Below are 22,246 nucleotides of genomic sequence, written 5' to 3'. Positions count from 1 at the left end.
ATAAGTAGAATTCGGGATTTTTATTTTTAACTTTGCGGTTTTTAAATCTTAAATTAAGACCAAGCAATTAGAATATCATATTCATAACCTATGAAGTTATCCGACTTTAAATTCGACGTCCCCAAAAAATTAATTTCTTTATATCCCACTCCAAATAGAGACGAATCCCGACTCATGGTGGTCAATAGAAAAACAGGTGAAATTGAGCACCGTATTTTCAAAGACATCATTGAGTATTTTGGTGACGGTGACGTATTTGTCATGAACGACACCAAAGTATTCCCTGCAAGGTTGTACGGTAACAAAGAGAAAACAGGTGCAAAAATCGAGGTTTTTCTTTTGAGAGAATTGAACCAAGACCTGAGATTATGGGATGTCTTGGTAGATCCTGCAAGAAAAATAAGGGTTGGAAACAAACTTTATTTTGGTGACAGTGACTTGGTGGCCGAGGTTATTGACAACACTACCTCTCGTGGAAGAACCATCAGGTTCTTGTTTGATGGGTCTGATGAGGAGTTTTACAAAACCATAGATACTCTTGGTGAAACTCCAATCTTAAAGGAATTTATAGAGCGCAAAGTTGAAACTGAAGACAGGGAGAGATACCAGACTATTTTCGCAAAGAATGTTGGTGCTGTAGCTGCCCCTACTGCCGGTCTTCACTTTACACCTCATTTGTTGAAAAGGCTGGAACTTAAAGGTGTTGAAGTTTGCCCAATTACCCTACATGTGGGATTGGGAACCTTTAGACAGGTAGATGTAGAAGACCTGACTAAACACAAAATGGATTCTGAGAATTACGATATTCCTCAAAAGACGGTTGATTTGGTCAATGAAGCCTTGGACAACAAGAAGAGGGTAGTGGCTGTAGGTACTACGACTTTGAAAACTGTCGAATCTTCTGTGACGGCCAATAACCGATTGAAAGTAAGCAGCGGTTGGACCGATAAGTTTATCATCCCGCAATACGATTTCAAAATCGCAAATGCTTTGATTACCAATTTCCATTTGCCGGAATCAACTTTGCTGATGACTGCCTCAGCATTCGGAGGCTATGATTTGGTGATGAAAGCTTACAAAGAAGCTATCAAAGAAAAGTACAGATTCTTCTCCTATGGGGATGCGATGTTGATTCTCTAAAATATTGAAAGGCTCGAAAGAGCCTTTTTTTATTGTTGATTATTTTTTGATCTTGTGATAAAACAGGAAAACAAAGAAATTTTTACTTTTGGCCATCAAATTTCAAGATGAATAAGTTCGCAATCATTGTAGCTGGAGGCAGCGGAACCCGCATGGGAGCACCGATTTCCAAACAATATTTAGAAATAGGAGGAAAGCCTATTCTGATGCATACACTTGAGGTTTTTTATCATACCATCCCTGACATCCAATTAATTTTGGTTATTCCAGAAAATGATTTTGGATTTTGGGAGGATTTGTGTGAACGGCGCCATTTTGAAATTCCATATTCAATAGTAAAGGGAGGTAACAGTAGATTTCAGTCTGTCAAGAATGGCTTGGATTCAATTGTGGGGGATGAAGGGCTTGTTGCTATTCATGATGGAGTTAGACCTTTTGTAAATCCCGATGTAATCCTTGACAGCTTCAAAGTAGCTAAAGAAAAAGGGTCTGCCATCGCTGTCGTTTCTTTGAAAGATTCGCTTAGAAAACTGACCGATGACGGAAAATCATTTTTTCAAGAAAGACAGAATTTTAGGCTGGTACAGACTCCGCAGACTTTTTTGCTGTCCAAAATAAAAAAAGCATTTGATGTCACTGAACTGTATCATTTCACTGACGATGCCACGGTTTACGAGCATCAGGGATGGCAGGTCGAATTGATCTCCGGAAATCCCGAAAACATCAAAATAACCAGTCCTGATGATATGGTTTTCGCCGACTTTTTGATCAAAAGGCTAGGCTAGTTAATTCCGTTTACCTAGAAATTCCCTGCATTCACCGAGAATCTTCAGGCGGTAGCCTATTACCGTTAAGTTTTTTTTGATCCCTGATATAGCTTTGTCATCATCAAATCAATATTAATCAAATCAATCTCAATCATGGCAAAGAATAAATTTTCCTCCAAAAACAATGACCTCACAGCAGGCATCATTATCCTTGCAATCGGCGGGGTGTTATTATTGAAAGCAATGGGATTCTGGTTTCCCGGATGGTTTTTTTCATGGCCGATGATTTTCATCGCCATTGGTATAGTCAGTCTGATCAAGCATAATTTCCAAAGTGGCTTCGGCGTGTTTATGTTGTTGTTTGGATCATTCTTTTTGGTCAAAAAGGAACTTGGAATCCCTATGGAAATCCAGCCTTACCTTATACCGATTGGTTTGATTGTACTCGGTATTTTCTTGATATTGAAAAGGAACAATGACAGGAACAGATTCACAGATGACTTTTTTAAGTCCTATAACAAGACCGACAAGCCAATTGGATCCTCCACAGATCCGACAAATGCGACCTTTGCAAAACCCCAATCCATTCCCTATTCTGATACCGGAGACACCATCAATGCCCAGGCTTTGTTTACAGGGATTCAAAAAAGAGTGTTATCTAAAAACTTCAAAGGAGGTAAAATTTCAGCGATTTTCGGTGGAACAGACCTCGACCTATCCCAAGCAGATCTCGCTGATGGAGCGATCATCAATGTAGAAGTGGCCTTTGGCGGAGTGAAATTAATCGTTCCTCCACATTGGGAACTTCAGATCAATGTGACCAATATCTTTGCCGGCATAGAGGACAAGAGGATGTATCCACAAACTCCTACGGATGGAACAAAGGTTTTGAGAATATATGGTTCCATCATTTTTGGAGGATTGGAAATCAAATCCTTCTAACTGAAATTCCAAATGCTGAGAAATCTTATTTCACGCAATAATTTCGATTGGTTAAAAACCTTAGTCGCTATCCTGCTTTGGATAGTGGCTTTGGCGTATCTGATCAGTCACTATGGATACCCTCTCAAAACCGCTGCCATTGATACAGCTATCCATACCACCTTGATTTTATTGGGGTTTTGGTTGTTGGAGAATGTATTCAAATATTACCTTCCTGAACGTTCCAAGGCTTGGATGGTGCTGAATGTAGGAGGAATTCTTGCAGCAGCTTTGATATTTGCTGGAATTTACATTCTTAAGATTTTCATAACGGATGAAGTAGGATATTTGGATTTTGCGGCTTTGGTCATGCCACTTAAAGGATTGATAGCATTCATATTGTTCGTTGCTTGGGCTGCCCTTTTGGTGTTCAATGCCAAAATTGACGATCAGCTAAAAACCAAGGAGCGACAGGAAAGAATAAATCAAATGGCAAAAGATGCTGAACTATACCACTTACGGCAACAGTTGCAGCCTCATTTTTTATTCAACAGCCTCAATTCTATCAGTTCATTGATCAAAAACCAACCTGAGAAAGCCAGAGAAATGGTCCTTCAATTGGCTGATTTTCTCAGGGGTACCATCAAAAAAGACGATCAAAATTGGCTCACTGTTGCGGAAGAAAAAGAATACCTAGACTTGTACCTTGACATTGAGAAAGTGAGATTTGGCCACAGGTTGAAAGTAGAATTTCAGATTGATGAATCTGCAATGGTTGCAAAAGTACCTCCATTGATGATCCAACCTCTATTGGAGAATTCCATCAAGCACGGATTGTATGGAGTGATTGGGGAAGTATTGATTAATATAAAGTTTGAAAAGCAGAATAATTACCTGAAAGTGACCTTGGCAAACCCTTTTGACCTGGAAGCAGGAAGAGCAAAAGGGACAGGATTTGGACTTGATGCTGTCAAAAGGAGGCTATATTTACTATTTGGAAGAAATGACCTGCTGGAAACCAAAGCGGAAGAAAAGGTATTTACTGTCAACTTAAAGATCCCACAAAGGAATGATTAAAGTATTGATAATAGACGATGAGCCATTGGCAACGGAATTGATGAAGGAATACTTGGCCGATTTCCCACAATTTGAAATTCAAAAAGTCTGTTATGATGGCTTTGAGGGTTTGAAAGCCATTCAGGAATTCAACCCGGATTTGATTTTTTTGGATATCCAGATGCCCAAACTCACCGGATTTGAATTGTTGGAATTATTGGACAATCCTCCGTCGGTGATTTTCACTACAGCCTTTGATGCTTTTGCACTCAAAGCCTTTGATGCCCATGCGGTTGATTATTTGTTGAAGCCGTTTTCCAAATCAAGGTTTTCAAAATCCTTGGAGAAATACCTTCAACTTGGTAATAATGTAGAAGCAATACAAGCTGTCAAAAACGAGGAGACTTCGAATCATGAGTCAGCCAACAGGGTGGTGCTGAAGGTGAAGAATGAAATCAAAATCATTCCTGTGCATGACATCAAATACCTTGAAGCAAATGATGATTATGTAAATATCTATACCAAAGAAGGGAAATTTTTGAAAAACAAGACACTTTCATTTTATGAAAAAACGTTGGAATCTTCCCAGTTCGTCAGGGTACACAGGTCTTTCCTTGTCAATATTTCAGAGATCACGAAGATAGAGCCTTATGAAAAAGAAGGGTACTTGTTGAAACTTAAGGGTGGAGAAAGTATACCTGTAAGCAAATCAGGTTTGCCAAAACTCAAAGCAGTATTGGGTATTTAAAAAAAAAGCCCAAAAAATGGGCTTTTTTAATATTCGTCTTCATTAAAGAAGAAATCGTCTTTTGTCGGATAATCGGGCCATATCTCTTCGATATTTTCGTAAGGCTCGCCGTCATCCTCTAATTCTTGGAGGTTTTCAACAACTTCCAAAGGAGCACCTGAACGGATTGCATAATCAATCAATTCGTCTTTAGTTGCAGGCCATGGTGCGTCTTCAAGATATGACGCAAGTTCTAGTGTCCAATACATAGTGTGAGTTTTAAATGTTTACAGCCTTAACAGGCTGCAAAAATAGAAATTGTTTTAAATTTTCAATGTTAACTTATTATTTATTTGAAAGTTCTTTGAGAATGAAAGTTTTCACATCTATTTTTCTTTTGAATGTGCCGATCTTTCTTCTCATCATTACTTCAAAATCTTCCTCATTGGTTCTGAAATTTTCTGCATTGTCCTTTACAGTAGCCAATTCGATTTCATCTCTGTGGATTAGGTCCCTAAGGATTCCCATTTTTATCTTTTTCTTCTCAATCCTGTCTTTTTGATGGAAATCATCATATTTGGATCCTGCCAACCTTTCCAAAAACAGTTTTTCAAAAACTATCTCTGAAAAGAAAGTAAATGACCGCATGATCAGATTTGCTTCTTTGGGCTTGCGCTGTGGAAGTTTTTTCCATTCGGCTTGTAATCTTTTTGCAGCTGATACCCCATCAGGATTTGTTTCGGCGTAAGCAAGTTTTTTCATTTCATCCGTCATGGACTCCATTTTTTTCATCAGTTCCCAAGGTTTCATCTGTGGGCCTGTCTCCATGGTTCTGCGGAACCTGCTGAAAATCCTGTTGTTCAATTTCGAAAATTCATCCCAAAGTGGCTGTCGCTTTTCGGCAGGAACTCTCCCTGCAGCTTTCCATTCTTTTTGGATTCGTTTGGAGATTTCAAACGCACGTTTGGCATCTGGGTTGTCAAAAGCAGCACGTGCCTCAAGGACGAGTCTTTCGTATATTTTGATGTTGACTTCAGCCTGTACGGCCATATCTTCAAAAAAGTTCTTCCTATTTTCAAAAAAGGTATCAATTGCATTATTGAAAGCTTCTTCCATTTCTTCCTCAAAATCCTTTTCAACTGGACCGGTCTTGATCCATCGCATTTTCAGGTTTTTGAATTCCTCTGCGGTTTCTTTCCACTCCGTGCTGTCTTTCAAGGCTTCGGCTTCGACAATCAGACCCCGCTTGATTTCAAGGTTTTTCTCCCTGTTTTTCTTGATGATGTCCTCAAGAAAGACCTGAAGCTGCTCTAAATCTTCTATCAAAGGAATGAAATCTCCCAAAGCATCATATTCCAATAAAGAATCTTTGAGATGAATCAATTTCATTAAAAATGAACCTTTGTTTTGGTTCTCTTCTATATCCTTTTTGAGTTGCCCTATTTTTTCCTTGAGTGTCGTAAACCTGTCCTCAAAATATTTGATAGTAGATGCTTCATCTTCTTTTACTTCTCCAATCACCCTATCCGGCTGATTCAAAAATTCCCTGAGATAAACCTTGTTATCTTTAATGTACCCGTACGGATGCTCCATTGCGATTTAATAGGTTGGTTTGTGGTGTGGTCCTTCTTTTTTTGCAAATTAATTAATTCAAAAGCATTTATCCTAAGAAAGACCTTTTTTTGCCATCTTTGTCTATCATCGTTTCGAAATCAATCAAAAAATAAATATGAGTGCAGAAAAAATCATATTTTCTATGGCTGGGGTCTCGAAAATCTACCCCCCACAGAAAAAAGTTCTGAAAGACATTTACCTTTCCTTTTTTTACGGAGCCAAAATCGGAGTTCTCGGTCTCAATGGTTCGGGAAAAAGTTCGCTTCTGAAAATCATTGCAGGCGTGGACAAAGAGTTTTTGGGTGAAGTGGTTTGGTCTCCCGGATATACTGTCGGGATGCTAGAACAGGAGCCCAAGCTCGATCCAAGTAAGACTGTCAAAGATATTGTGGAGGAAGCTGTAGCCTCCACGGTGGCCTTACTCAAAGAATTCGAAGAAATCAATGAAAAATTCATGGATCCTGCCCTGATGGATGATCCTGATGCCATGGACAAACTGATAAACAAACAAGGGGAAGTCCAAGAAAAACTTGACGCGGCCAATGCTTGGGAATTGGAAACTATGTTGGAAAAAGCCATGGATGCCTTGCGACTTCCTCCGAGTGATGCCATCATCGGAAATCTGTCTGGGGGAGAAAAAAGAAGGGTGGCACTTTGCAGGCTTTTACTCATGGAACCGGATGTGTTGCTCCTTGATGAACCCACTAACCACCTTGATGCAGAGTCGGTACTTTGGCTCGAGCAGCATTTGCAGCAATATAAAGGAACGGTCATCGCGGTTACGCATGATAGGTATTTCTTGGACAATGTAGCCGGTTGGATTTTGGAACTTGACAGAGGTGAAGGTATTCCATGGAAAGGCAATTATTCCTCTTGGCTTGATCAAAAACAAAACCGTCTAAAGCAGGAAGAAAAGACCGAATCCAAGCGACAAAAAACCCTAGAAAGGGAATTGGAATGGATCCGCATGACCCCAAAAGCCCGTCAAGCCAAAGGAAAGGCTAGGCTAAGTGCATATGACAAGCTTATCAGTGAGGAGGGTAAAGAAAAAGAAGCCAAGCTGGAATTGTATATTCCGCCCGGACCAAGGTTGGGAGCAAAAGTGATAGAGGTTAATAATGTCTCCAAAGCTTACGGTGACAAATTACTTTTTGAAAACCTTTCATTCAACTTACCTCAAGGCGGTATTGTAGGTATCATCGGACCAAATGGTGCCGGTAAATCCACACTTTTCAAATTGATCACCGGTCAGGAAAAAGCCGATGCAGGGTATTTTGAAGTTGGAGAAACCGTAAAATTGGCCTACGTAGACCAGGAGCATGACCGGCTCGATCCAAATAAGTCAGTCTATGAGACTATTTCCGGGGGAAATGAAATCATCAAGCTTGGAAACAAAGAAATGAATGCCCGAGCTTATGTTGGTAAGTTCAACTTTGCAGGCTCCGATCAGGAGAAAAAAGTAGGCATCTTATCCGGAGGAGAAAGAAACCGAGTCCACCTGGCCATTACACTAAAAGAAGGCGGGAACTTGCTTCTACTAGATGAACCGACCAATGACTTGGATGTGAATACGCTGAGGGCACTTGAAGAGGCTTTGGAAAATTTCGGTGGTTGTGCAGTAGTCATTTCCCACGATAGGTGGTTTTTGGACAGGATATGTACACATATATTGGCCTTTGAAGGCGATTCTCAGGTGTATTGGTTTGAAGGTAACTTCTCCGATTATGAGGAAAACAAGAAAAAGCGTCTTGGTGACATAGCTCCTAAGAGGATTAAGTATAAGAAATTGAAGTAGAGTTTAAGCTAAAATGAAATTGGAAACCTCCAACCTGTGATATCAGGCTGGAGGTTTTTTGTTTAATTTTAAAACAGGAAGCTTTTATCTTTTTGGATTCCCCAATTTCAAAATCATGTATTTTTTAAAAAATTATAATTGGGGATAAATTTCAAGAATTTCCATATCGCTTTCATCTTTTTTATTGAATCAGCAATCATTCATTTCGTTTTTTGTTTATTTGTTTTCGATTTCCAAACACCAGCATGATGAGGACATTGTTATTGAGGCCGGGAGCCGAAGAATTGAATTATGAAATCAGGGGCATTGTCAAAAAAGCCCGTCAGGTTGAAGCTTTGGGCTATGAGATCACTTGGGAAAACATCGGCGACCCTATCCAAAAACACAATATCGTCCCCTTTTGGATGAAGGAAATCGTGTCTGATCTGGTCAGTCAGGACAGCACTTATGGCTATGCAGATTCCAAAGGAGTATTGGAAACAAGAAAATTTTTGGCCGGATTGAACAATCAAAAAGGGGGTTCACAGATCACAGCTGAGGACATCCTTTTTTTTAACGGGCTCGGAGATGCTATAGCCAAAGTCTACCAGTTTCTCACGCCAACGGCTAGGATCATCGGTCCTTCTCCAGCTTACAGTACCCATAGTTCTGCAGAGGCTGCACATGCCAATACTGCACCGATTACCTATACATTGGATCCTGATAACCAATGGCTTCCTGATATGGAGGACCTTTACAACAAGGTCAAATATAACCCCTCAATCGTCGGGATATTGATCATCAATCCTGACAACCCGACGGGTATGGTATATCCGAAGGAGGTTTTGGAAGGTTTTGTCAAGATTGCAAAGGAATTCAAATTGCTGTTGATTGCAGATGAAATCTACCAAAATATTACCTACAACGGCGTAAAAGCAGTGGCACTTTCTGAGGTAATTGGGGATTTGCCCGGAATTTCTCTTAAAGGAATTTCCAAAGAATTCCCTTGGCCTGGTTCGAGATGTGGCTGGATGGAGTTTTACAACAGAAATGCCTCCAAAGAATTTGCGAAGTTTTGTCAGACTTTGGAAAATGCAAAAATGATTGAAGTCTGCTCCACAATTCTTCCTCAATTGTCAATTCCAAAAATCATGAGCCATCCTGCTTATATGGATTACAGGTATGAAGCCAATGAAAAAATAGGAAGAAGAAGCAGGATCATGGAAGAGATTTTGGGGAAAATTCCCGGGATCAAATTCAATCCTACCAAAGGTGCTTTTTACAATACAGTGGTATTCGATGAGACCTACTTGGATCCTAAACAGTTTTTGCCGATCGATGGCCCGAAGTTGAAATCCTTGCTCGACAGTTGGTTACAGGAAGAAAACATGCCTTTGGATAAGCGTTTCGTCTATTTTCTATTGGCTTCTGTTAATATCTGTGTCGTGCCTATCAGTTCATTCTGTTCGGATTTGAGAGGCTTTAGGGTCACTTTGTTGGAAGAGGACGAATCTGTTTTCAGACAGACTTTCCAAAAATTGGGTGAAGCCATCCGCTTTTATCTAAATTCCACCAAAAAAGAATTGGTTTAATTTTAACTTGTTCCAAAAATTTCTTTTGATCACTTATCCTCTTACATCTATTGTGAGTCTATCCATTCCTATAGAATATTAATCAATATCCATCCCAAAGACTATAGGGATCAATCAATATCCTATTTAAGGTCTCCACATGCTTCTGTAGAAGGACTTTCTGAGATCTTCAGGTTTTTCATTGGATGCCATTCCTTCGTGTTCACGGACTTTCAGTGATTTTGGGTTTTCTATTTTCTCCTCCTCCAATTCGATTGGATTTTTGAGGAGCGAATTTAGGTCAGGCTGACCGGCATCAATCCACGCAGTATACCAAAAATCAGCGATCATTTTGATCGATTTTCTCATCTGCCTTTCGACTTGTCCCGAGAGGAGATTATTGTAAGCAATGGTAAAATCCCTGGAATAAACTTTGGTGCTGATTCCGCCTCTTTCCTCGTAGCTATATTTTTTATCTTCAGCAAAGCTTTTTGTCAAGGTTTTTTCAAAATTCAAAACTGAATCCAAGGCCATGTGTGCAACGATGATAGCATCCCAAGCCTCAAACTGCGGTTTTTCCAAGTATTCTGCTTTTCCGACAAAAAAATCAAAATCGTCCGAAAGCAATTCAGGAACACGACTTTCCCAAAAAGCATGGATGCCATATTGGTTGGAAAGCTGTCCATTATAGTTTTTGGTAGTATGCAATGGAACATTAATATCTGCAATGTAGTGACCTATGTCAGCTGAAAGTCGCAGAATAGCTTTTGTGTCTTTCTTTTTAAATGCTTCAGTCAGTTGGATTTTGGTGTGGTAAGCATTCCAAGGACCTATCCCGTGTTGTCGAAGTTCTTCTTCGGTGAATTTTTCCAAAGCCTGATTCCAATACCTTGGAAGCGTATAAACAGCACTGTCTCCGTAAGCATCCGCATCCAAAAAGTGTTTTTCCGCCTCCCCAATGACCGCATAGCGCCTCCTGTCAGGGTTGACGGCATTTTCTGTGATAAATTCAATATTGCTTTTGAAAAAACCAATCATTTCTGGTGGAAGAGAAAAAACTGCCAATCTGTTGATTCTCCGGTGGGCAAAAAATCCCCAAGCTCCAAGTTCAGGAATTGAAAAAATGAAAATCAGGCTCAGAATCAAAAATTTACGCATTCTTAAAAATAATCATAAATTCCATTTCTGTAAAATGAAATTGTATTACCTTTGCAACATAACGGCGGAATCTGAAAAATCTATCAGATTTCTGGGCTTTACGAGGTTTAGTTCGGAAATCCTTTTGTGTTTCAAAATTAATCAATTACATTTGCACTCCGTTTAGGGTAGGGTGTATTAACAGAAATTAAGTAAATAAGGATATGGCAAATCACAAATCGGCATTAAAAAGAATCCGTGCAAACGAAGCCAAGCGTTTGAGAAACAGATATCAGCACAAGACTACAAGAACTTTCATCAAGAGATTGAAAGCTGTGACTGACAAAGTGGAAGCGCAAGAGCTTTTGAAAACAGTTACCTCTATGATCGATAAACTTGCGAAAAAGAATATCATTCATAAAAACAACGCTGCCAACAGAAAGTCAAAATTGACCAAGTTTGTCAACGCTCTAGCCTAACAAAAGAAATTTTAGATAAAACAGCCTTGGCGACATTGCCAAGGCTGTTTTTGTTTTTTGGCTTTTGAGCCAAATGAAATTAAACGTTTAATATGCCCCTTGGAATCCCTCTGGGCTTTTTTTATTTTTTAGCAATCTCTATTTTTAAACAGTTTGAATTTTCCTTAGGGAAAGCTGGATCCAATTTTTAAACGCTGTATATGAAAGAATACCAATATTCCATCAAAATCTCTGCTCTTGCGGAAGAAGATAGGCCAAGGGAAAAACTTCTCCTTAAAGGCAAATCCGCCCTGTCGGATGCTGAATTGATCGCTATTCTTATAGGGTCCGGGACCAAATTTATGAGTGCTGTCGACCTTGGCAAGCATATTCTTTCTGCTGTAAACAATGACTTGGGAAATCTTGCAAAACTGAGTATTGCAGATTTGAAGAAATTCAAAGGAATAGGCGAAGCCAAGGCAATTTCTATAGTCAGCGCATTGGAATTGGGGCGAAGAAGGAAAATGATCGGTGAGACAGTAAAAAAAATGAAGGTAACGGGTTCGGCAGATGTTTTCCAAATGATGAAATCAGAGATGCTCGATGAGACAGTGGAACATTTTTATATTTTATTGCTAAACAGGAATAATTTTGTCATCAAGAAGCAACACATCAGCTCCGGAGGAACCAATGCAACGGTAGTTGATCCCAAAGTGATTTTCAAGTACGCATTAGATGGCATGGCTAGTTCCATTATTTTGGTTCATAACCATCCTTCCGGTAATCTTAAACCCTCAGAGCAGGATAGGGTTCTGACAAAGAAACTCAAGAATGTGGGGGAAAATCTCGAAGTCCAAGTCGTTGACCATGTGATTTTCACAGATGTTGCCTATTTTAGCTTCGCCGACGAAGGTATATTGTAAAGTATGAAGTCAAAAAATATTTTAATTATTGGGGTTTTTGGGGTAATCACACTTGCAATCGTCTATACTATGACAAGTACCGAAAGCCCCGAACTGTATCTGGAGAAAATTGAAAAAGAGCGTGAGAAGCAATACAAATTCATCAAGTTCAATATAGATTCCCCTTTGGATGAGGAGCATAAAAGGCATTTCAAAGAACTTGATTTTTACCCGATTGATCCTGAATTTAAGGTGAGAGCAAAATTGGTTCCTTTGGAAGAAAAGAAGATGATCGAACTTCCGATGACTGACGGTTCTGTGGAGAAATACCTCAAACATTCCTTTGCTGAATTTGACTTAAATGGCAAACCGCAAAAATTGCTTTTGCTCCAATCAATCAAAGAAGCAGACAAGCGAAACTTTTTCCTTGCCTTTGCAGATGTCACAAGTGGGGAGGAAACCTACGGTGGCGGCCGCTATATAAATCTCCGTCAGGATGGGAAAAACAGCATTACCATTGACTTCAATTTGGCCTACAACCCCTATTGTGCCTATAACCCTGATTTTGCATGTCCATTGCCACCAAAGGAAAACCTGATGGAAATCCCGATTCCGGTAGGTGAAAAAGATTATAAGAAAGAGTGAAATACAATTGGATGTAAAGGTCAGGAGTCAATTTTCCTAAAAGGCTTTGTTCATTTATCATTCGACATTTTTCATTCATTGCCTTCCCACCTTGACCAATTCTCTTAAATTTGTGCCTTGTCTTGAAATAACCGTGTATTCATGAAAATTTCCATAAATAGATTAAAGGATTTTATTGCGTTAGACCAATCTCCTGAAAAAATTGCGTCTCTTTTGACAGGCTCGGGATTGGAAGTGGAAGGGATTGTTCATTTTGAGTCCATCCGTGGAGGTTTGGATGGTGTGGTGATCGGTGAAGTTATGACTTGTGAAAGGCATCCAAACGCGGACAAATTGAGTGTTACCACGGTAGACGTCGGAGGAGAGGTTGTTCCAATTGTTTGCGGTGCCCCAAACGTCGCCAAAGGACAGAAAGTGGTAGTAGCAAAAGAAGGATCCACTTTGTATCCTGTTTCGGGTGAGTCTTTGGAAATCAAAAAAGCAAAAATACGGGGAGAAGTTTCCCAGGGAATGATCTGTGCAGAGGATGAGATTGGCATCGGTCACAGCCATGCCGGAATTATGGTGTTGGACACGGATTTGCCAAACGGAACCCCTGCTTCACAATATTTTGAAGTAGTCAGTGACCATGTTTTGGAGATTGGACTTACGCCAAACCGTGCTGATGCAGCTTCCCATCTTGGAGTGGCGAGGGATTTGAAAGCCTTGTTGAAAAAAGAAATCTGCCTTCCTTCTGTGGATCAATTCAAAATTGACAATAACAAAAGGTCAATTCCTGTGGAAGTAGAAAGTGCAATTGATTGCCCCAGGTATTCCGGATTGACGATTTCCAATATCCAAGTTGGACCTTCTCCACAGTGGCTCCAAAATTACCTAAGGGCTTTGGATCTCGAGCCGATCAATAACATCGTAGATATTACCAACTTTATCCTTCATGATCTTGGGCAGCCTTTGCATGCTTTTGATGCGGATAAAATTTCCGGAGGAAGGATCATAGTCAAAAAATTACCTCAGGGAACGGCATTCGTTACTTTGGATGATAAGGAAAGAAAACTTTCCGGTGAGGAACTGATGATTTGCGATGAAAAAGGAGGATTATGTATTGCCGGTGTTTTTGGAGGAAAAGGATCAGGAGTATCTGATTTGACTACTTCTATTTTTCTTGAGTCTGCCTATTTCTCCCCTGATATTATCAGAAAAGGCAGTCAATTTCATGGATTGAAAACAGACGCTTCATTCCGTTTTGAGAGAGGGACAGATCCCAACATGCCAGTTTATGCATTGAAAAGGGCTGCGATGCTGCTCAAAGAATTGGCGGGTGGAGAAATTTCCTCAGAAATAATTGATTTATATCCCGATCCTGTTTCTGATCTGATCATAGAGGTAAGTTATGCGAATATCAAAAGATTGATAGGAAAAGAACTGGCCAAAGATGAGATCAAGTCAACTTTGGAAAATCTTGACATCATGATATTATCTGAATCTGAATCAGGATTTACAGTTTCAGTAAAACCATACAGAGTTGACGTAACCCGTGAAGCCGATGTCATTGAAGAGATTTTGCGTATTCATGGCTTTGATAATGTTCCTTTGTCCGAAAACCTAAAAGCCGATTACCTTGCAGAACATCCTTCAAAGGACCTGAACAAACTGCAATACAGGCTCAGTGAGATTTTGTCTGGTTTGGGATATTTTGAAATCATTACCAATTCTCTGACCAAACCGGTTTATGCGGAGAAATCAGAGTTTTTGGAAGCGAATAAAAATGTTGAAATCCTGAATAAACTCAGTGAAGACCTAGGAGTCATGCGGCAGACTTTGCTGTTTTCTGGGTTGGAAGTTTTGGCGCATAATATCAACCGCCGTCAAAAGGACCTGAAATTATTCGAATTTGGAACCGTATATTTCAAAGAAGACGAAGGGTATCGTGAAGAAAAACGCCTGGCCTTATTCCTGACCGGAGACAGGGCTGCCGAAAGCTGGTTGGCACCTTCCAAAGCTGTAACATTTCCCGATATTTATGCTGTTGTCGAATTGATTTTAGAAAAAATGGGAATTGACAATACAGAGATAACAATAATCCATTCCGCACCATTTGAATTTGGCTTACAGATTAACTTGGGTACAAAGGAATTAGCTAAAATCGGATTGGTAAGGGAAGCAACAGGGAAGTTGTCAGAGGTGAAGCAAGAGGTGTTTTTTGCAGATTTGAATTGGGACTTGATAACAAAAAAATCGAAAGGCTTGAAAAAGTACGGTGAAATTTCCAAATTCCCGGAAGTTAGAAGAGACCTGTCTTTGGTAATTGATAAGAAAGTCACTTTTGACGAGATCAAAAAAGTCGCCAATAAAGCCGGAGGCAAGTTATTGCAACGCGTCGGAGTCTTTGATGTATACCAAGGGGAAAAGATTGAAGCAGGCAAAAAAGCTTATGCGTTGAGTTTTTACCTTCAGGACAATGAGCAGACGCTGACAGATAAAGTGATTGACAAAGCCATGTCCCGCTTGATGGAGAGTTTCGAAAAAGAAGTGGGGGCATTTATCAGAAAATAGAACATGATTCACGAAGAACTTCAGCGCACCGAAAAACTTACCGCACAAGTCAGCCGTAAGATGCAGCAGCTCGAGCATGACAACCAATCCCTAAAAGAAGAGCTTTTTTCACTTCAGTCAAAACTTGAAGAGAAAGAGCATGCGTTGGAGGATTTTAAAAATCAAATTAAAATAGCTAAACTTGTAAACAGCATACCGGTTGAAGAAATGGAATCTGCTGAATTGAGAGAAAAGATCAATAATTACATAAAGGAAATCGATAATATAATTGCCTATTTGTCTGAATGATATGGAGACACTTTCTATAAGATTGAAAATCGGGGATCGAGAATATCCCATGAAGGTGAAGACAGAAGACGAAGCCAAAATCAGACATGCAGGTAAATTAATTAATGATAAAATAAAAAGATACAGGGAGGAGTTCGGGTTGGATGACCGTCAGGACCTCCTCGCTATGGTAGCTTTTGATTCTATGGTCGAGTCTATGGAGCAAAATATGATCAACACCGATGACAGTGAATTGATAAAATCCAGTATCGGCAAGATCAATGAGCAATTGAGTTCCCTTTTGTAATACCAATATCACTCTCATTTTTAAAGATTTTTCCTTGTTTCCGGTAGGTAATATATATCTATCAAAAATACTTATGGAATCATCATTATACATCATTATTGCAGGCATTTTAGGCCTGGGGCTTGGAGCGGGTATCGCTAGCCTTTTGGTAAAAAACAACAGTAAAAAACTCGAAGAACAAGCTAAAGAAAAGGCAAAGAGCCTACTCCGTGAAGCTGAAATCAATGCGGAAGCCATCAAGAAAGAACGCATGCTTGAGGCTAAAGAAAAGTACCTGAAATTGAAATCGGAGTTTGAGGAAGATGCCAACAAGAAGAAAGCCATCATCATCACCAACGAAAACAAGATCAAGCAAAGGGAGCAGGTCTTGGCCAAAGAACTTGAACAAATCAAAAGAAAAGAAGCGGAGCTCGACAGCAAAAAAGAAAATCTTTCTGCGCAGCTTCACTCTGTTCAGGTGAAAAAAGATGAACTTGACAGGGTTACAAGTCAGCGGATTTCGGACCTTGAAAAAGTTGCAGGACTTACCCGCGATGAGGCAAAAGATCAATTGGTCGAAATCCTCAAAGATGAGGCAAACACCAAAGCATCTTCTCAAATCAAAGACATTTTGGACCAAGCCAAATTAACTGCCACCAAGCAGGCAAAAAAAATAGTTCTAGATACTATTCAAAGGACTGCCACAGAACACGCCATCGAAAACTGTGTCTCGGTATTCAATATCGAGTCTGATGATGTCAAAGGAAAAATCATCGGTAGGGAAGGTAGAAATATCCGTGCTTTGGAGGCAGCTACCGGCGTAGAAATTATTGTTGACGATACACCTGAGGCAATCATTATTTCTGGTTTTGATCCTGTAAGAAGGGAAGTGGCTCGACTTTCATTGCATAGATTGGTACAGGATGGGAGGATCCATCCTGCAAGGATCGAAGAAGTTGTCGCAAAGACTGAAAAGAACATTGAAGAAGAAATAGTAGAGATAGGAGAAAGAACCTGTATAGATCTTGGAATCCATGGCCTTCATCCGGAGTTGATCAGGATGGTAGGAAGGATGAGGTTCCGGTCCTCCTACGGACAGAATTTATTGCAGCATTCTAGGGAAGTGGCCAAGCTTTGTGCGACTATGGCAGCCGAAATGGGACTGAATGCCAAGCTTGCTAAAAGAGCCGGTCTGCTTCACGATATTGGGAAGGTTTATCCTGAAGAAGCTGAGCTTCCTCATGCCATCCTAGGTATGGAGCTTGCCAAAAAATACAAAGAGCATCCTGAAGTCATCAACGCAATCGGTGCCCACCATGATGAGATCGAGATGACTTCAATGATATCTCCCATTGTGCAGGCTTCGGATGCGATATCCGGTTCCAGACCGGGCGCGAGGCGTGAAATCATGGACAGCTACATCAAGCGTCTGAAGGAGTTGGAAGAACTTGCCTTGGCGTTTGATGGGGTCAACAAATGTTTTGCCATGCAGGCAGGCCGTGAACTCCGGGTCTTGGTAGATGCCGACAATGTGGATGATCAGACTGCGAGCAAGCTTTCCTTTGACATTTCCCAAAAAATCGAAAAGGAAATGCAATATCCCGGTCAGATCAAAATCACTGTTATCCGTGAGATGAGGGCTGTGAATTACGCCAAGTAGTTTCTGAAAATATTACAAGAAAGAAAACCGAAGTTCATTAAGTTGGACTTCGGTTTTCTTTTTATATTTTTAGGCCAATAGAGCTAGTCCAATTTCACCCAAATCATGCGAAACAGTCCCCTTTTTTACCTTTTTCAAAAAGTAAGTATCCGTCTTGGAATACTCAAACTTAATGCTGAAGACCTTTCACTTTTGGAAAGTCATTTTTCCTATTATCGCCAACTCAATCCAAAACATAAAAAAGACTTTCAAAAACGGCTTGTTTATTTTCTTGCCATCAAGGAGTTTGTACCAAGAGGAATAGAAAAGGTGACCCGGGAAATGGAACTGCTTATCGGAGCCACAGCTGTGATGATTTCATTCGGATTTCAGAATGTCACTTTGAAGCATTTCAAGAGGATTTTGGTCTACAATGACAATTATTATTCGACGATCAACAAACAATACCATCAGGGAGAAGTCAATCCGCGGCTGGGGATCATTGTGATTTCATGGAAGAATTTTGTCCGCGGAATGGCGGATGGAACTGATGGCATCAACCTTGGCATCCACGAAATGGCACATGCGCTGAAGCTAGAAAATCAAATCCATTACAACGGTCAGAGTAATTTTTTCAATCCCAAGCGTTGGATGGATTTTTCGGTTTTGGCCAAAAATGAAATCCAGAGAATTGCGGACGGGGAAGACTCCATATTTAGAGATTCGGCGGCCAACAATCCCCATGAGTTTTTTGCAGTGGCGTTGGAATCGTTTTTTGAAAATCCCCAAAGGCTAAAGGATTATGATAGCCGCCTGTACCAAGCTTTGGTTTTTTTATTGAAGCAAGATCCGATGGTTTTAATGGGAATTCCAAAGTAAAGCTTTGAAGACATCAGTTATTTTCTTTACAGACGGTATTGTCCATTTTCCTAAAATTAATCTAATTCGCTAGATCAAATCCCCTAACAAATGAAACTTAACCTGACCTTTCTTCTTGTATTTTCCTTGTTTTTTGGAAACCATGCCTTTGCACAGACGATACAACCCAAATACCAAAAAGAGGTACAGGAACTTGTTAAAAAACCAGCTATTAAAAAGGCCTTCAATTATATTCTTGAAATCGATCCCGTGACCATTCAGGATATGATCACCTTGACAGAAATCCCTACACCTACATTTCATGAAAAGGAAAAAGGATTGGTATATGCTGAAATGCTCAGGAAAGCAGGGGCAGACTCTGTTTGGACAGATGAGGTGGGCAATGTCATCGCGCTGAGGAAAGGAACCAAATCGGACAAGACAATCGTGGTGGATGCGCACTTAGATACTGTTTTCCCTTTTGGGACTGATGTCAAAGTCAAGCAAAGAGGAGACACGCTATTTGCTCCTGGGATTACTGATGCCAACCGTGCTTTAGCTGTGGTGGTGGCTTTGGTCAAAACCATGAGCCGTCAAAATATAAGGACAGAAAGTGATATTTGGTTTACAGGCTCAGTCGGAGAGGAAGGTCTTGGAGATCTAAAAGGCATGAAGCATCTTTTCCGCGAAGGCGGGCAGCCAATTTCTTCTTTTATTGCCATTGACGGTGGAGGATTGGAAGATATTGTCAATGGTGGCATCGGCTCTCTCCGGTATAAAGTAACTTTCAAAGGCTCAGGAGGACATTCTTACGGAGCGTTTGGAATTGGCAATCCACACAATGCCTTGGCTCAAGCTGTAGCTTCTTTTGTCCCGAAAGCTGATGCATATACAAAAGAAGGCTTGAAAACTACCTACAGTATTTCTGTATTGGGAGGAGGCACCTCAGTGAATTCCATCCCATTCGAATCTTGGATGCTCGTGGACATGCGCTCCGAAAGTCAGGAAAAGTTGAAAGGTATCAATCAGATCTTTTTGGAATCCATGGAAATAGGATTGGAAAAGGAAAATGCCATAATCAGAAGAGGGGAAAAATTGACTGTTGATATCGAAAAAGTAGGTGACCGTCCAAGTGGTATCGCATCACCTGAATCGACTTTGATCCAACAGACCATGGCCATCGCTGATTACCTTACCGGTGGAAAAAAACCAGAGCTAAGCTCAAGTTCCACCAACAGCAATGTGGCTTTTTCAAAAGGGATTCCCGCAGTGACTATCGGTCGTGGAGGCATCGGATATGGAGCCCACAGCCTAGGAGAGTATTTCATCAACAAAGATGGACACTTGGCTATTCAGCAAGCTTTATTGTTGGTATTGATGCAGGGGGGATGGAAATAATAATCCTTGAACTTAGATAGGAGGTCTTTTCAATCTGATATTTGTGGATATTGAGATATTGATTGGATAGCCCCAAATCTAACCTCAAGGTCATGATACTGAAATTATATCGTCTAAGGTATATTTCAATTTATATCACGAAGTATATTTCATTTAATCCCGAATCAATTCCCTCTCGGGATCTCCGCTTCGCTATGATTTCCTCTCCACCTCTCTCAGATTCTCCAATTTCTTATTCCTCAAAAATCCATTGATATCCTCGAAGTGCTCCTTCACCCGTTTGTTTCCAAATTCAAACACTTTGGTCACCAAGCCATCCAAGAAATCCCTGTCGTGAGACACGATGATCAAAGTGCCGTCAAAAGCCTTCAAAGCATCTTTGATGATGTCTTTGGTTTTCATATCCAGGTGATTAGTAGGTTCATCGAGGATCAGGAGGTTGACGGGTTCAAGAAGCAATTTGATCATTGCCAACCTCGTCTTTTCACCGCCGGATAGGACCTTCACTTTTTTATTGATGTCGTCTCCCTTGAACATAAAGGCACCCAACAAATCCTTGATCTTACCCCTGATTTCTCCGACGGCGATCTGATCGATGGTTTCGAATATGGTGAGACTTTCATCCAATAAAGAAGCCTGGTTCTGCGCAAAGTATCCGATCATGGCATTGTGACCTAATTCGCATTTTCCTTGAAAATCAATTTCACCCATGATGGCTTTGATCATCGTGGATTTTCCTTCACCGTTTTTGCCTACAAAAGAGACTTTCTGACCTTGTTCGATGATCATGCTCGCATCCTTAAACACAACATGGTCACCATAAGATTTGGTAAGTTCTTCGACGATTACGGGATATTTTCCCGATCTTGGAGAAGGAGGAAAGCGCAGCTTCAATGCCGAGGTGTCCACTTCGTCCACCTCAATGATTTCCATTTTCTCCAGCATTTTCACCCTTGACTGCACCTGAAGGGTTTTGGAATAAGTCCCTTTGAAGCGGTCGATGAATTCCTGAATATCGGCAATGGTCCGCTGCTGCTCTTCGAAATGCTTCTGTTGCTGCTCGCGGCGCTCTTTTCTCAATTCAAGGTAATGGCTGTATTTGGCTTTGTAGTCATAGATCCGGCCCATCGTTACTTCAATAGTCCGGGTGGTGATGTTGTCCACAAATGCCCGGTCGTGGGAGATGACCACTACGGCTTTTGCTTTTTGGGTCAAAAAATCCTCCAGCCATTGGATGGATTCTATGTCAAGGTGGTTGGTCGGTTCATCCAAAAGGATCAAATCAGGTTTTTGTAGAAGTATTTTGGCAAGTTCGATCCTCATCCTCCATCCACCTGAGAACTCTGAAGTGGATCTTTTAAAATCTTTCCTTTCAAATCCCAATCCCAAAAGCACTTTTTCCACTTCGGCTTCGTAATTGACTTCCTCGATGGCGTAGAACTTTTCGCTGAGTTCGGAAACCTGCTCGATGATTTTATAATAATCTTCGGAGTCATAGTCAGTACGAACGGTAAGTTCTTCATTGAGTCTTTCGATCTCGGTTTTCATGTCGAGGTAAGAAGCAAATGCCTTGGATGTTTCCTCAAAAACCGTACAGTCATCCGCTGTCAACAAATGCTGTGGCAAATAGGCGATCACCGCACCTTTTGGAGCGGAAACGCCCCCTGAGGAGGGTTTAGTCCCGCCGGCAATGATCTTGAGCATGGTGGATTTACCTGCGCCGTTTTTGCCCATAAGGGCTATTTTGTCATTTTCGTTGATAGAAAATGACACATCACTGAAGAGGGCTTTGCCGCCGTGGATGACGGAAATATTGTCTACTGAAATCATGATTATCGGAATTGAAGCCGCAAAGGTAAGGAATTGGAAGAACTAGTCCGCCGTGGCAGATTGGAAGATTAGAAAATTTTAAAATTGGAAGCATGGGTTTATAGTTTCAAAGTAAAAATGATGGTGCCACTTCTTTGGTTAGGTATTCTAATGACACTTGATTAAAAACTAGATATAAAGCATTTAAAGAAATAGTATAATGCTTTTTGTAAAAAAAGGAATTTATCTAAAACAAAAAACCGCTCTGGATTTCTCCAAAGCGGTTTTCTGTTAAATATAATTAACCAATTCTTCTATCAAGCCACTACGCCCAATACCTTTGCCATGACAGCACCGATTTCCGCAGGAGATTCTGCCACGTGGATACCGTTTTCGGCCATGATGCGCATTTTGGCTATTGCTGTATCGTCAGCGCCGCCGATGATGGCACCTGCGTGACCCATCCTGCGTCCCGGAGGCGCAGTCTGTCCGGCGATAAATCCTACTACAGGTTTTTTGTTGCCGTTTGCTCTGATCCATCTTGCGGCATCAGCTTCGTAATTTCCTCCGATTTCGCCGATCATGACGATGGCATCCGTCTCAGGATCTTCCATCAACAGTTGAACCGCATCTTTGGTGGATGTTCCGATGATCGGATCTCCGCCGATACCGATGGCTGTCGATACGCCAAGTCCTGCTTTTGCGATCTGATCTGCCGCTTCAT

General features: G+C 40.8%; 20 protein-coding genes and 1 pseudogene. 16 read left to right on the top strand and 5 right to left on the bottom strand.

Annotation, left to right across the window (positions count from 1 at the left end; all coding sequences use genetic code 11):
• Positions 1–90: 90 nt before the first annotated feature.
• The 5 genes from queA (at position 91) to ACZFYI_RS00605 (ending at position 4,632) form a co-directional block, all read left to right on the top strand.
• A complete protein-coding gene (queA, locus tag ACZFYI_RS00625; RefSeq protein ID WP_462522183.1) occupies positions 91–1,140 on the top strand; it encodes a tRNA preQ1(34) S-adenosylmethionine ribosyltransferase-isomerase QueA in 1,050 nt (349 codons plus the stop codon).
• Between the two features lie 107 nt (positions 1,141–1,247).
• Positions 1,248–1,925 carry a 2-C-methyl-D-erythritol 4-phosphate cytidylyltransferase gene (locus tag ACZFYI_RS00620; protein ID WP_462522182.1) on the top strand — a complete coding sequence of 226 codons (678 nt, stop codon included), beginning with the start codon at positions 1,248–1,250 and terminating at the stop codon, positions 1,923–1,925.
• Positions 1,926–2,060: 135 nt separating this feature from the next.
• Complete coding sequence (locus ACZFYI_RS00615) at positions 2,061–2,849, top strand: LiaF transmembrane domain-containing protein (RefSeq protein ID WP_462522181.1); 789 nt, start codon at positions 2,061–2,063, stop codon at positions 2,847–2,849.
• Positions 2,850–2,861: 12 nt separating this feature from the next.
• Entirely contained in the window at positions 2,862–3,905 is a 1,044-nt protein-coding gene (locus ACZFYI_RS00610) for a sensor histidine kinase (protein ID WP_462522180.1), read from the top strand.
• The gene (locus tag ACZFYI_RS00605; RefSeq protein ID WP_462522179.1) at positions 3,898–4,632 is read left to right on the top strand and encodes a LytR/AlgR family response regulator transcription factor; all 735 of its coding nucleotides are present in this window, start codon (positions 3,898–3,900) and stop codon (positions 4,630–4,632) included. The genes ACZFYI_RS00610 and ACZFYI_RS00605 overlap by 8 nt, the downstream gene beginning before the upstream one ends.
• A gap of 26 nt (positions 4,633–4,658) precedes the next feature.
• Here the strand turns inward: ACZFYI_RS00605 and ACZFYI_RS00600 are convergent, their stop codons facing one another.
• Both ACZFYI_RS00600 and ACZFYI_RS00595 read right to left on the bottom strand, forming a co-directional pair.
• On the bottom strand, positions 4,659–4,880 hold the full coding sequence (locus ACZFYI_RS00600) for a DUF2795 domain-containing protein (protein ID WP_008625540.1): 222 nt from the start codon (positions 4,878–4,880) through the stop codon (positions 4,659–4,661).
• A gap of 76 nt (positions 4,881–4,956) precedes the next feature.
• Positions 4,957–6,204 carry a DUF349 domain-containing protein gene (locus tag ACZFYI_RS00595; RefSeq protein ID WP_462522178.1) on the bottom strand — a complete coding sequence of 416 codons (1,248 nt, stop codon included), beginning with the start codon at positions 6,202–6,204 and terminating at the stop codon, positions 4,957–4,959.
• A gap of 136 nt (positions 6,205–6,340) precedes the next feature.
• Between ACZFYI_RS00595 and ettA the strand changes: the two genes are divergently transcribed.
• Entirely contained in the window at positions 6,341–8,020 is a 1,680-nt protein-coding gene (gene ettA / locus ACZFYI_RS00590) for an energy-dependent translational throttle protein EttA (RefSeq protein WP_462522177.1), read from the top strand.
• A 248-nt stretch (positions 8,021–8,268) separates the two neighbouring features.
• Positions 8,269–9,591, top strand: a complete 1,323-nt coding sequence (locus ACZFYI_RS00585) for a pyridoxal phosphate-dependent aminotransferase (protein WP_462522196.1) — start codon at positions 8,269–8,271, stop codon at positions 9,589–9,591.
• Between the two features lie 126 nt (positions 9,592–9,717).
• Here the strand turns inward: ACZFYI_RS00585 and ACZFYI_RS00580 are convergent, their stop codons facing one another.
• Positions 9,718–10,728: a zinc dependent phospholipase C family protein gene (locus ACZFYI_RS00580; RefSeq protein WP_462522176.1), complete on the bottom strand. Its 1,011-nt coding sequence runs from the start codon at positions 10,726–10,728 to the stop codon at positions 9,718–9,720.
• A 203-nt stretch (positions 10,729–10,931) separates the two neighbouring features.
• On the opposite strand from ACZFYI_RS00580, the gene rpsT reads away from it, so the two are divergent.
• The 9 genes from rpsT (at position 10,932) to ACZFYI_RS00535 (ending at position 19,713) form a co-directional block, all read left to right on the top strand.
• Positions 10,932–11,186: a 30S ribosomal protein S20 gene (rpsT, locus tag ACZFYI_RS00575; RefSeq protein WP_113925636.1), complete on the top strand. Its 255-nt coding sequence runs from the start codon at positions 10,932–10,934 to the stop codon at positions 11,184–11,186.
• Positions 11,187–11,386: 200 nt separating this feature from the next.
• A complete protein-coding gene (gene radC, locus ACZFYI_RS00570; RefSeq protein WP_462522175.1) occupies positions 11,387–12,088 on the top strand; it encodes a RadC family protein in 702 nt (233 codons plus the stop codon).
• Between the two features lie 3 nt (positions 12,089–12,091).
• Positions 12,092–12,712 carry a DUF1684 domain-containing protein gene (locus tag ACZFYI_RS00565; protein WP_462522174.1) on the top strand — a complete coding sequence of 207 codons (621 nt, stop codon included), beginning with the start codon at positions 12,092–12,094 and terminating at the stop codon, positions 12,710–12,712.
• A 141-nt stretch (positions 12,713–12,853) separates the two neighbouring features.
• On the top strand, positions 12,854–15,265 hold the full coding sequence (gene pheT / locus ACZFYI_RS00560; protein ID WP_462522173.1) for a phenylalanine--tRNA ligase subunit beta: 2,412 nt from the start codon (positions 12,854–12,856) through the stop codon (positions 15,263–15,265).
• Positions 15,266–15,268: 3 nt separating this feature from the next.
• Entirely contained in the window at positions 15,269–15,553 is a 285-nt protein-coding gene (locus tag ACZFYI_RS00555) for a hypothetical protein (RefSeq protein ID WP_462522172.1), read from the top strand.
• A 1-nt stretch (position 15,554) separates the two neighbouring features.
• Positions 15,555–15,839: a cell division protein ZapA gene (locus tag ACZFYI_RS00550; RefSeq protein WP_462522171.1), complete on the top strand. Its 285-nt coding sequence runs from the start codon at positions 15,555–15,557 to the stop codon at positions 15,837–15,839.
• 73 nt (positions 15,840–15,912) lie between these two features.
• On the top strand, positions 15,913–17,478 hold the full coding sequence (gene rny / locus ACZFYI_RS00545) for a ribonuclease Y (protein WP_462522170.1): 1,566 nt from the start codon (positions 15,913–15,915) through the stop codon (positions 17,476–17,478).
• Between the two features lie 105 nt (positions 17,479–17,583).
• Complete coding sequence (locus ACZFYI_RS00540) at positions 17,584–18,336, top strand: zinc-dependent peptidase (RefSeq protein ID WP_462522169.1); 753 nt, start codon at positions 17,584–17,586, stop codon at positions 18,334–18,336.
• A 90-nt stretch (positions 18,337–18,426) separates the two neighbouring features.
• Entirely contained in the window at positions 18,427–19,713 is a 1,287-nt protein-coding gene (locus ACZFYI_RS00535; RefSeq protein ID WP_462522168.1) for a M20/M25/M40 family metallo-hydrolase, read from the top strand.
• Positions 19,714–19,905: 192 nt separating this feature from the next.
• Here ACZFYI_RS00535 and ACZFYI_RS00530 read toward each other — a convergent pair whose 3' ends face one another.
• Positions 19,906–21,543 (bottom strand): ABC-F family ATP-binding cassette domain-containing protein, encoded by a 1,638-nt coding sequence (locus ACZFYI_RS00530; protein ID WP_462522167.1) that lies wholly within the window; start codon positions 21,541–21,543, stop codon positions 19,906–19,908.
• Between the two features lie 296 nt (positions 21,544–21,839).
• Positions 21,840–22,246: pseudogene (locus ACZFYI_RS00525) on the bottom strand (succinate--CoA ligase subunit alpha); the annotation flags it as partial.

Source organism: Aquiflexum sp. (genome assembly GCF_977115555.1).
The sequence above is the reverse complement of the archived record's forward strand: the minus strand, read 5'-3'. Positions and strand labels throughout refer to the sequence as shown.

What these genes read in the sequence shown, in the direction of transcription:
- ACZFYI_RS00620 (WP_462522182.1), top strand. Translation starts at nt 1,248, where the DNA reads ATGAATAAGTTCGCAATCATTGTAGCTGGAGGCAGCGGAACCCGCATG.
- ACZFYI_RS00530 (WP_462522167.1), bottom strand. Translation starts at nt 21,543, where the DNA reads ATGATTTCAGTAGACAATATTTCCGTCATCCACGGCGGCAAAGCCCTC.
- radC (WP_462522175.1), top strand. Translation starts at nt 11,387, where the DNA reads ATGAAAGAATACCAATATTCCATCAAAATCTCTGCTCTTGCGGAAGAA.
- ACZFYI_RS00595 (WP_462522178.1), bottom strand. Translation starts at nt 6,204, where the DNA reads ATGGAGCATCCGTACGGGTACATTAAAGATAACAAGGTTTATCTCAGG.
- pheT (WP_462522173.1), top strand. Translation starts at nt 12,854, where the DNA reads ATGAAAATTTCCATAAATAGATTAAAGGATTTTATTGCGTTAGACCAA.
- ACZFYI_RS00610 (WP_462522180.1), top strand. Translation starts at nt 2,862, where the DNA reads ATGCTGAGAAATCTTATTTCACGCAATAATTTCGATTGGTTAAAAACC.
- ACZFYI_RS00585 (WP_462522196.1), top strand. Translation starts at nt 8,269, where the DNA reads ATGAGGACATTGTTATTGAGGCCGGGAGCCGAAGAATTGAATTATGAA.
- rpsT (WP_113925636.1), top strand. Translation starts at nt 10,932, where the DNA reads ATGGCAAATCACAAATCGGCATTAAAAAGAATCCGTGCAAACGAAGCC.
- ACZFYI_RS00615 (WP_462522181.1), top strand. Translation starts at nt 2,061, where the DNA reads ATGGCAAAGAATAAATTTTCCTCCAAAAACAATGACCTCACAGCAGGC.
- rny (WP_462522170.1), top strand. Translation starts at nt 15,913, where the DNA reads ATGGAATCATCATTATACATCATTATTGCAGGCATTTTAGGCCTGGGG.
- queA (WP_462522183.1), top strand. Translation starts at nt 91, where the DNA reads ATGAAGTTATCCGACTTTAAATTCGACGTCCCCAAAAAATTAATTTCT.
- ACZFYI_RS00580 (WP_462522176.1), bottom strand. Translation starts at nt 10,728, where the DNA reads ATGCGTAAATTTTTGATTCTGAGCCTGATTTTCATTTTTTCAATTCCT.
- ACZFYI_RS00600 (WP_008625540.1), bottom strand. Translation starts at nt 4,880, where the DNA reads ATGTATTGGACACTAGAACTTGCGTCATATCTTGAAGACGCACCATGG.
- ACZFYI_RS00555 (WP_462522172.1), top strand. Translation starts at nt 15,269, where the DNA reads ATGATTCACGAAGAACTTCAGCGCACCGAAAAACTTACCGCACAAGTC.
- ACZFYI_RS00535 (WP_462522168.1), top strand. Translation starts at nt 18,427, where the DNA reads ATGAAACTTAACCTGACCTTTCTTCTTGTATTTTCCTTGTTTTTTGGA.
- ACZFYI_RS00605 (WP_462522179.1), top strand. Translation starts at nt 3,898, where the DNA reads ATGATTAAAGTATTGATAATAGACGATGAGCCATTGGCAACGGAATTG.
- ACZFYI_RS00565 (WP_462522174.1), top strand. Translation starts at nt 12,092, where the DNA reads ATGAAGTCAAAAAATATTTTAATTATTGGGGTTTTTGGGGTAATCACA.
- ettA (WP_462522177.1), top strand. Translation starts at nt 6,341, where the DNA reads ATGAGTGCAGAAAAAATCATATTTTCTATGGCTGGGGTCTCGAAAATC.
- ACZFYI_RS00540 (WP_462522169.1), top strand. Translation starts at nt 17,584, where the DNA reads ATGCGAAACAGTCCCCTTTTTTACCTTTTTCAAAAAGTAAGTATCCGT.
- ACZFYI_RS00550 (WP_462522171.1), top strand. Translation starts at nt 15,555, where the DNA reads ATGGAGACACTTTCTATAAGATTGAAAATCGGGGATCGAGAATATCCC.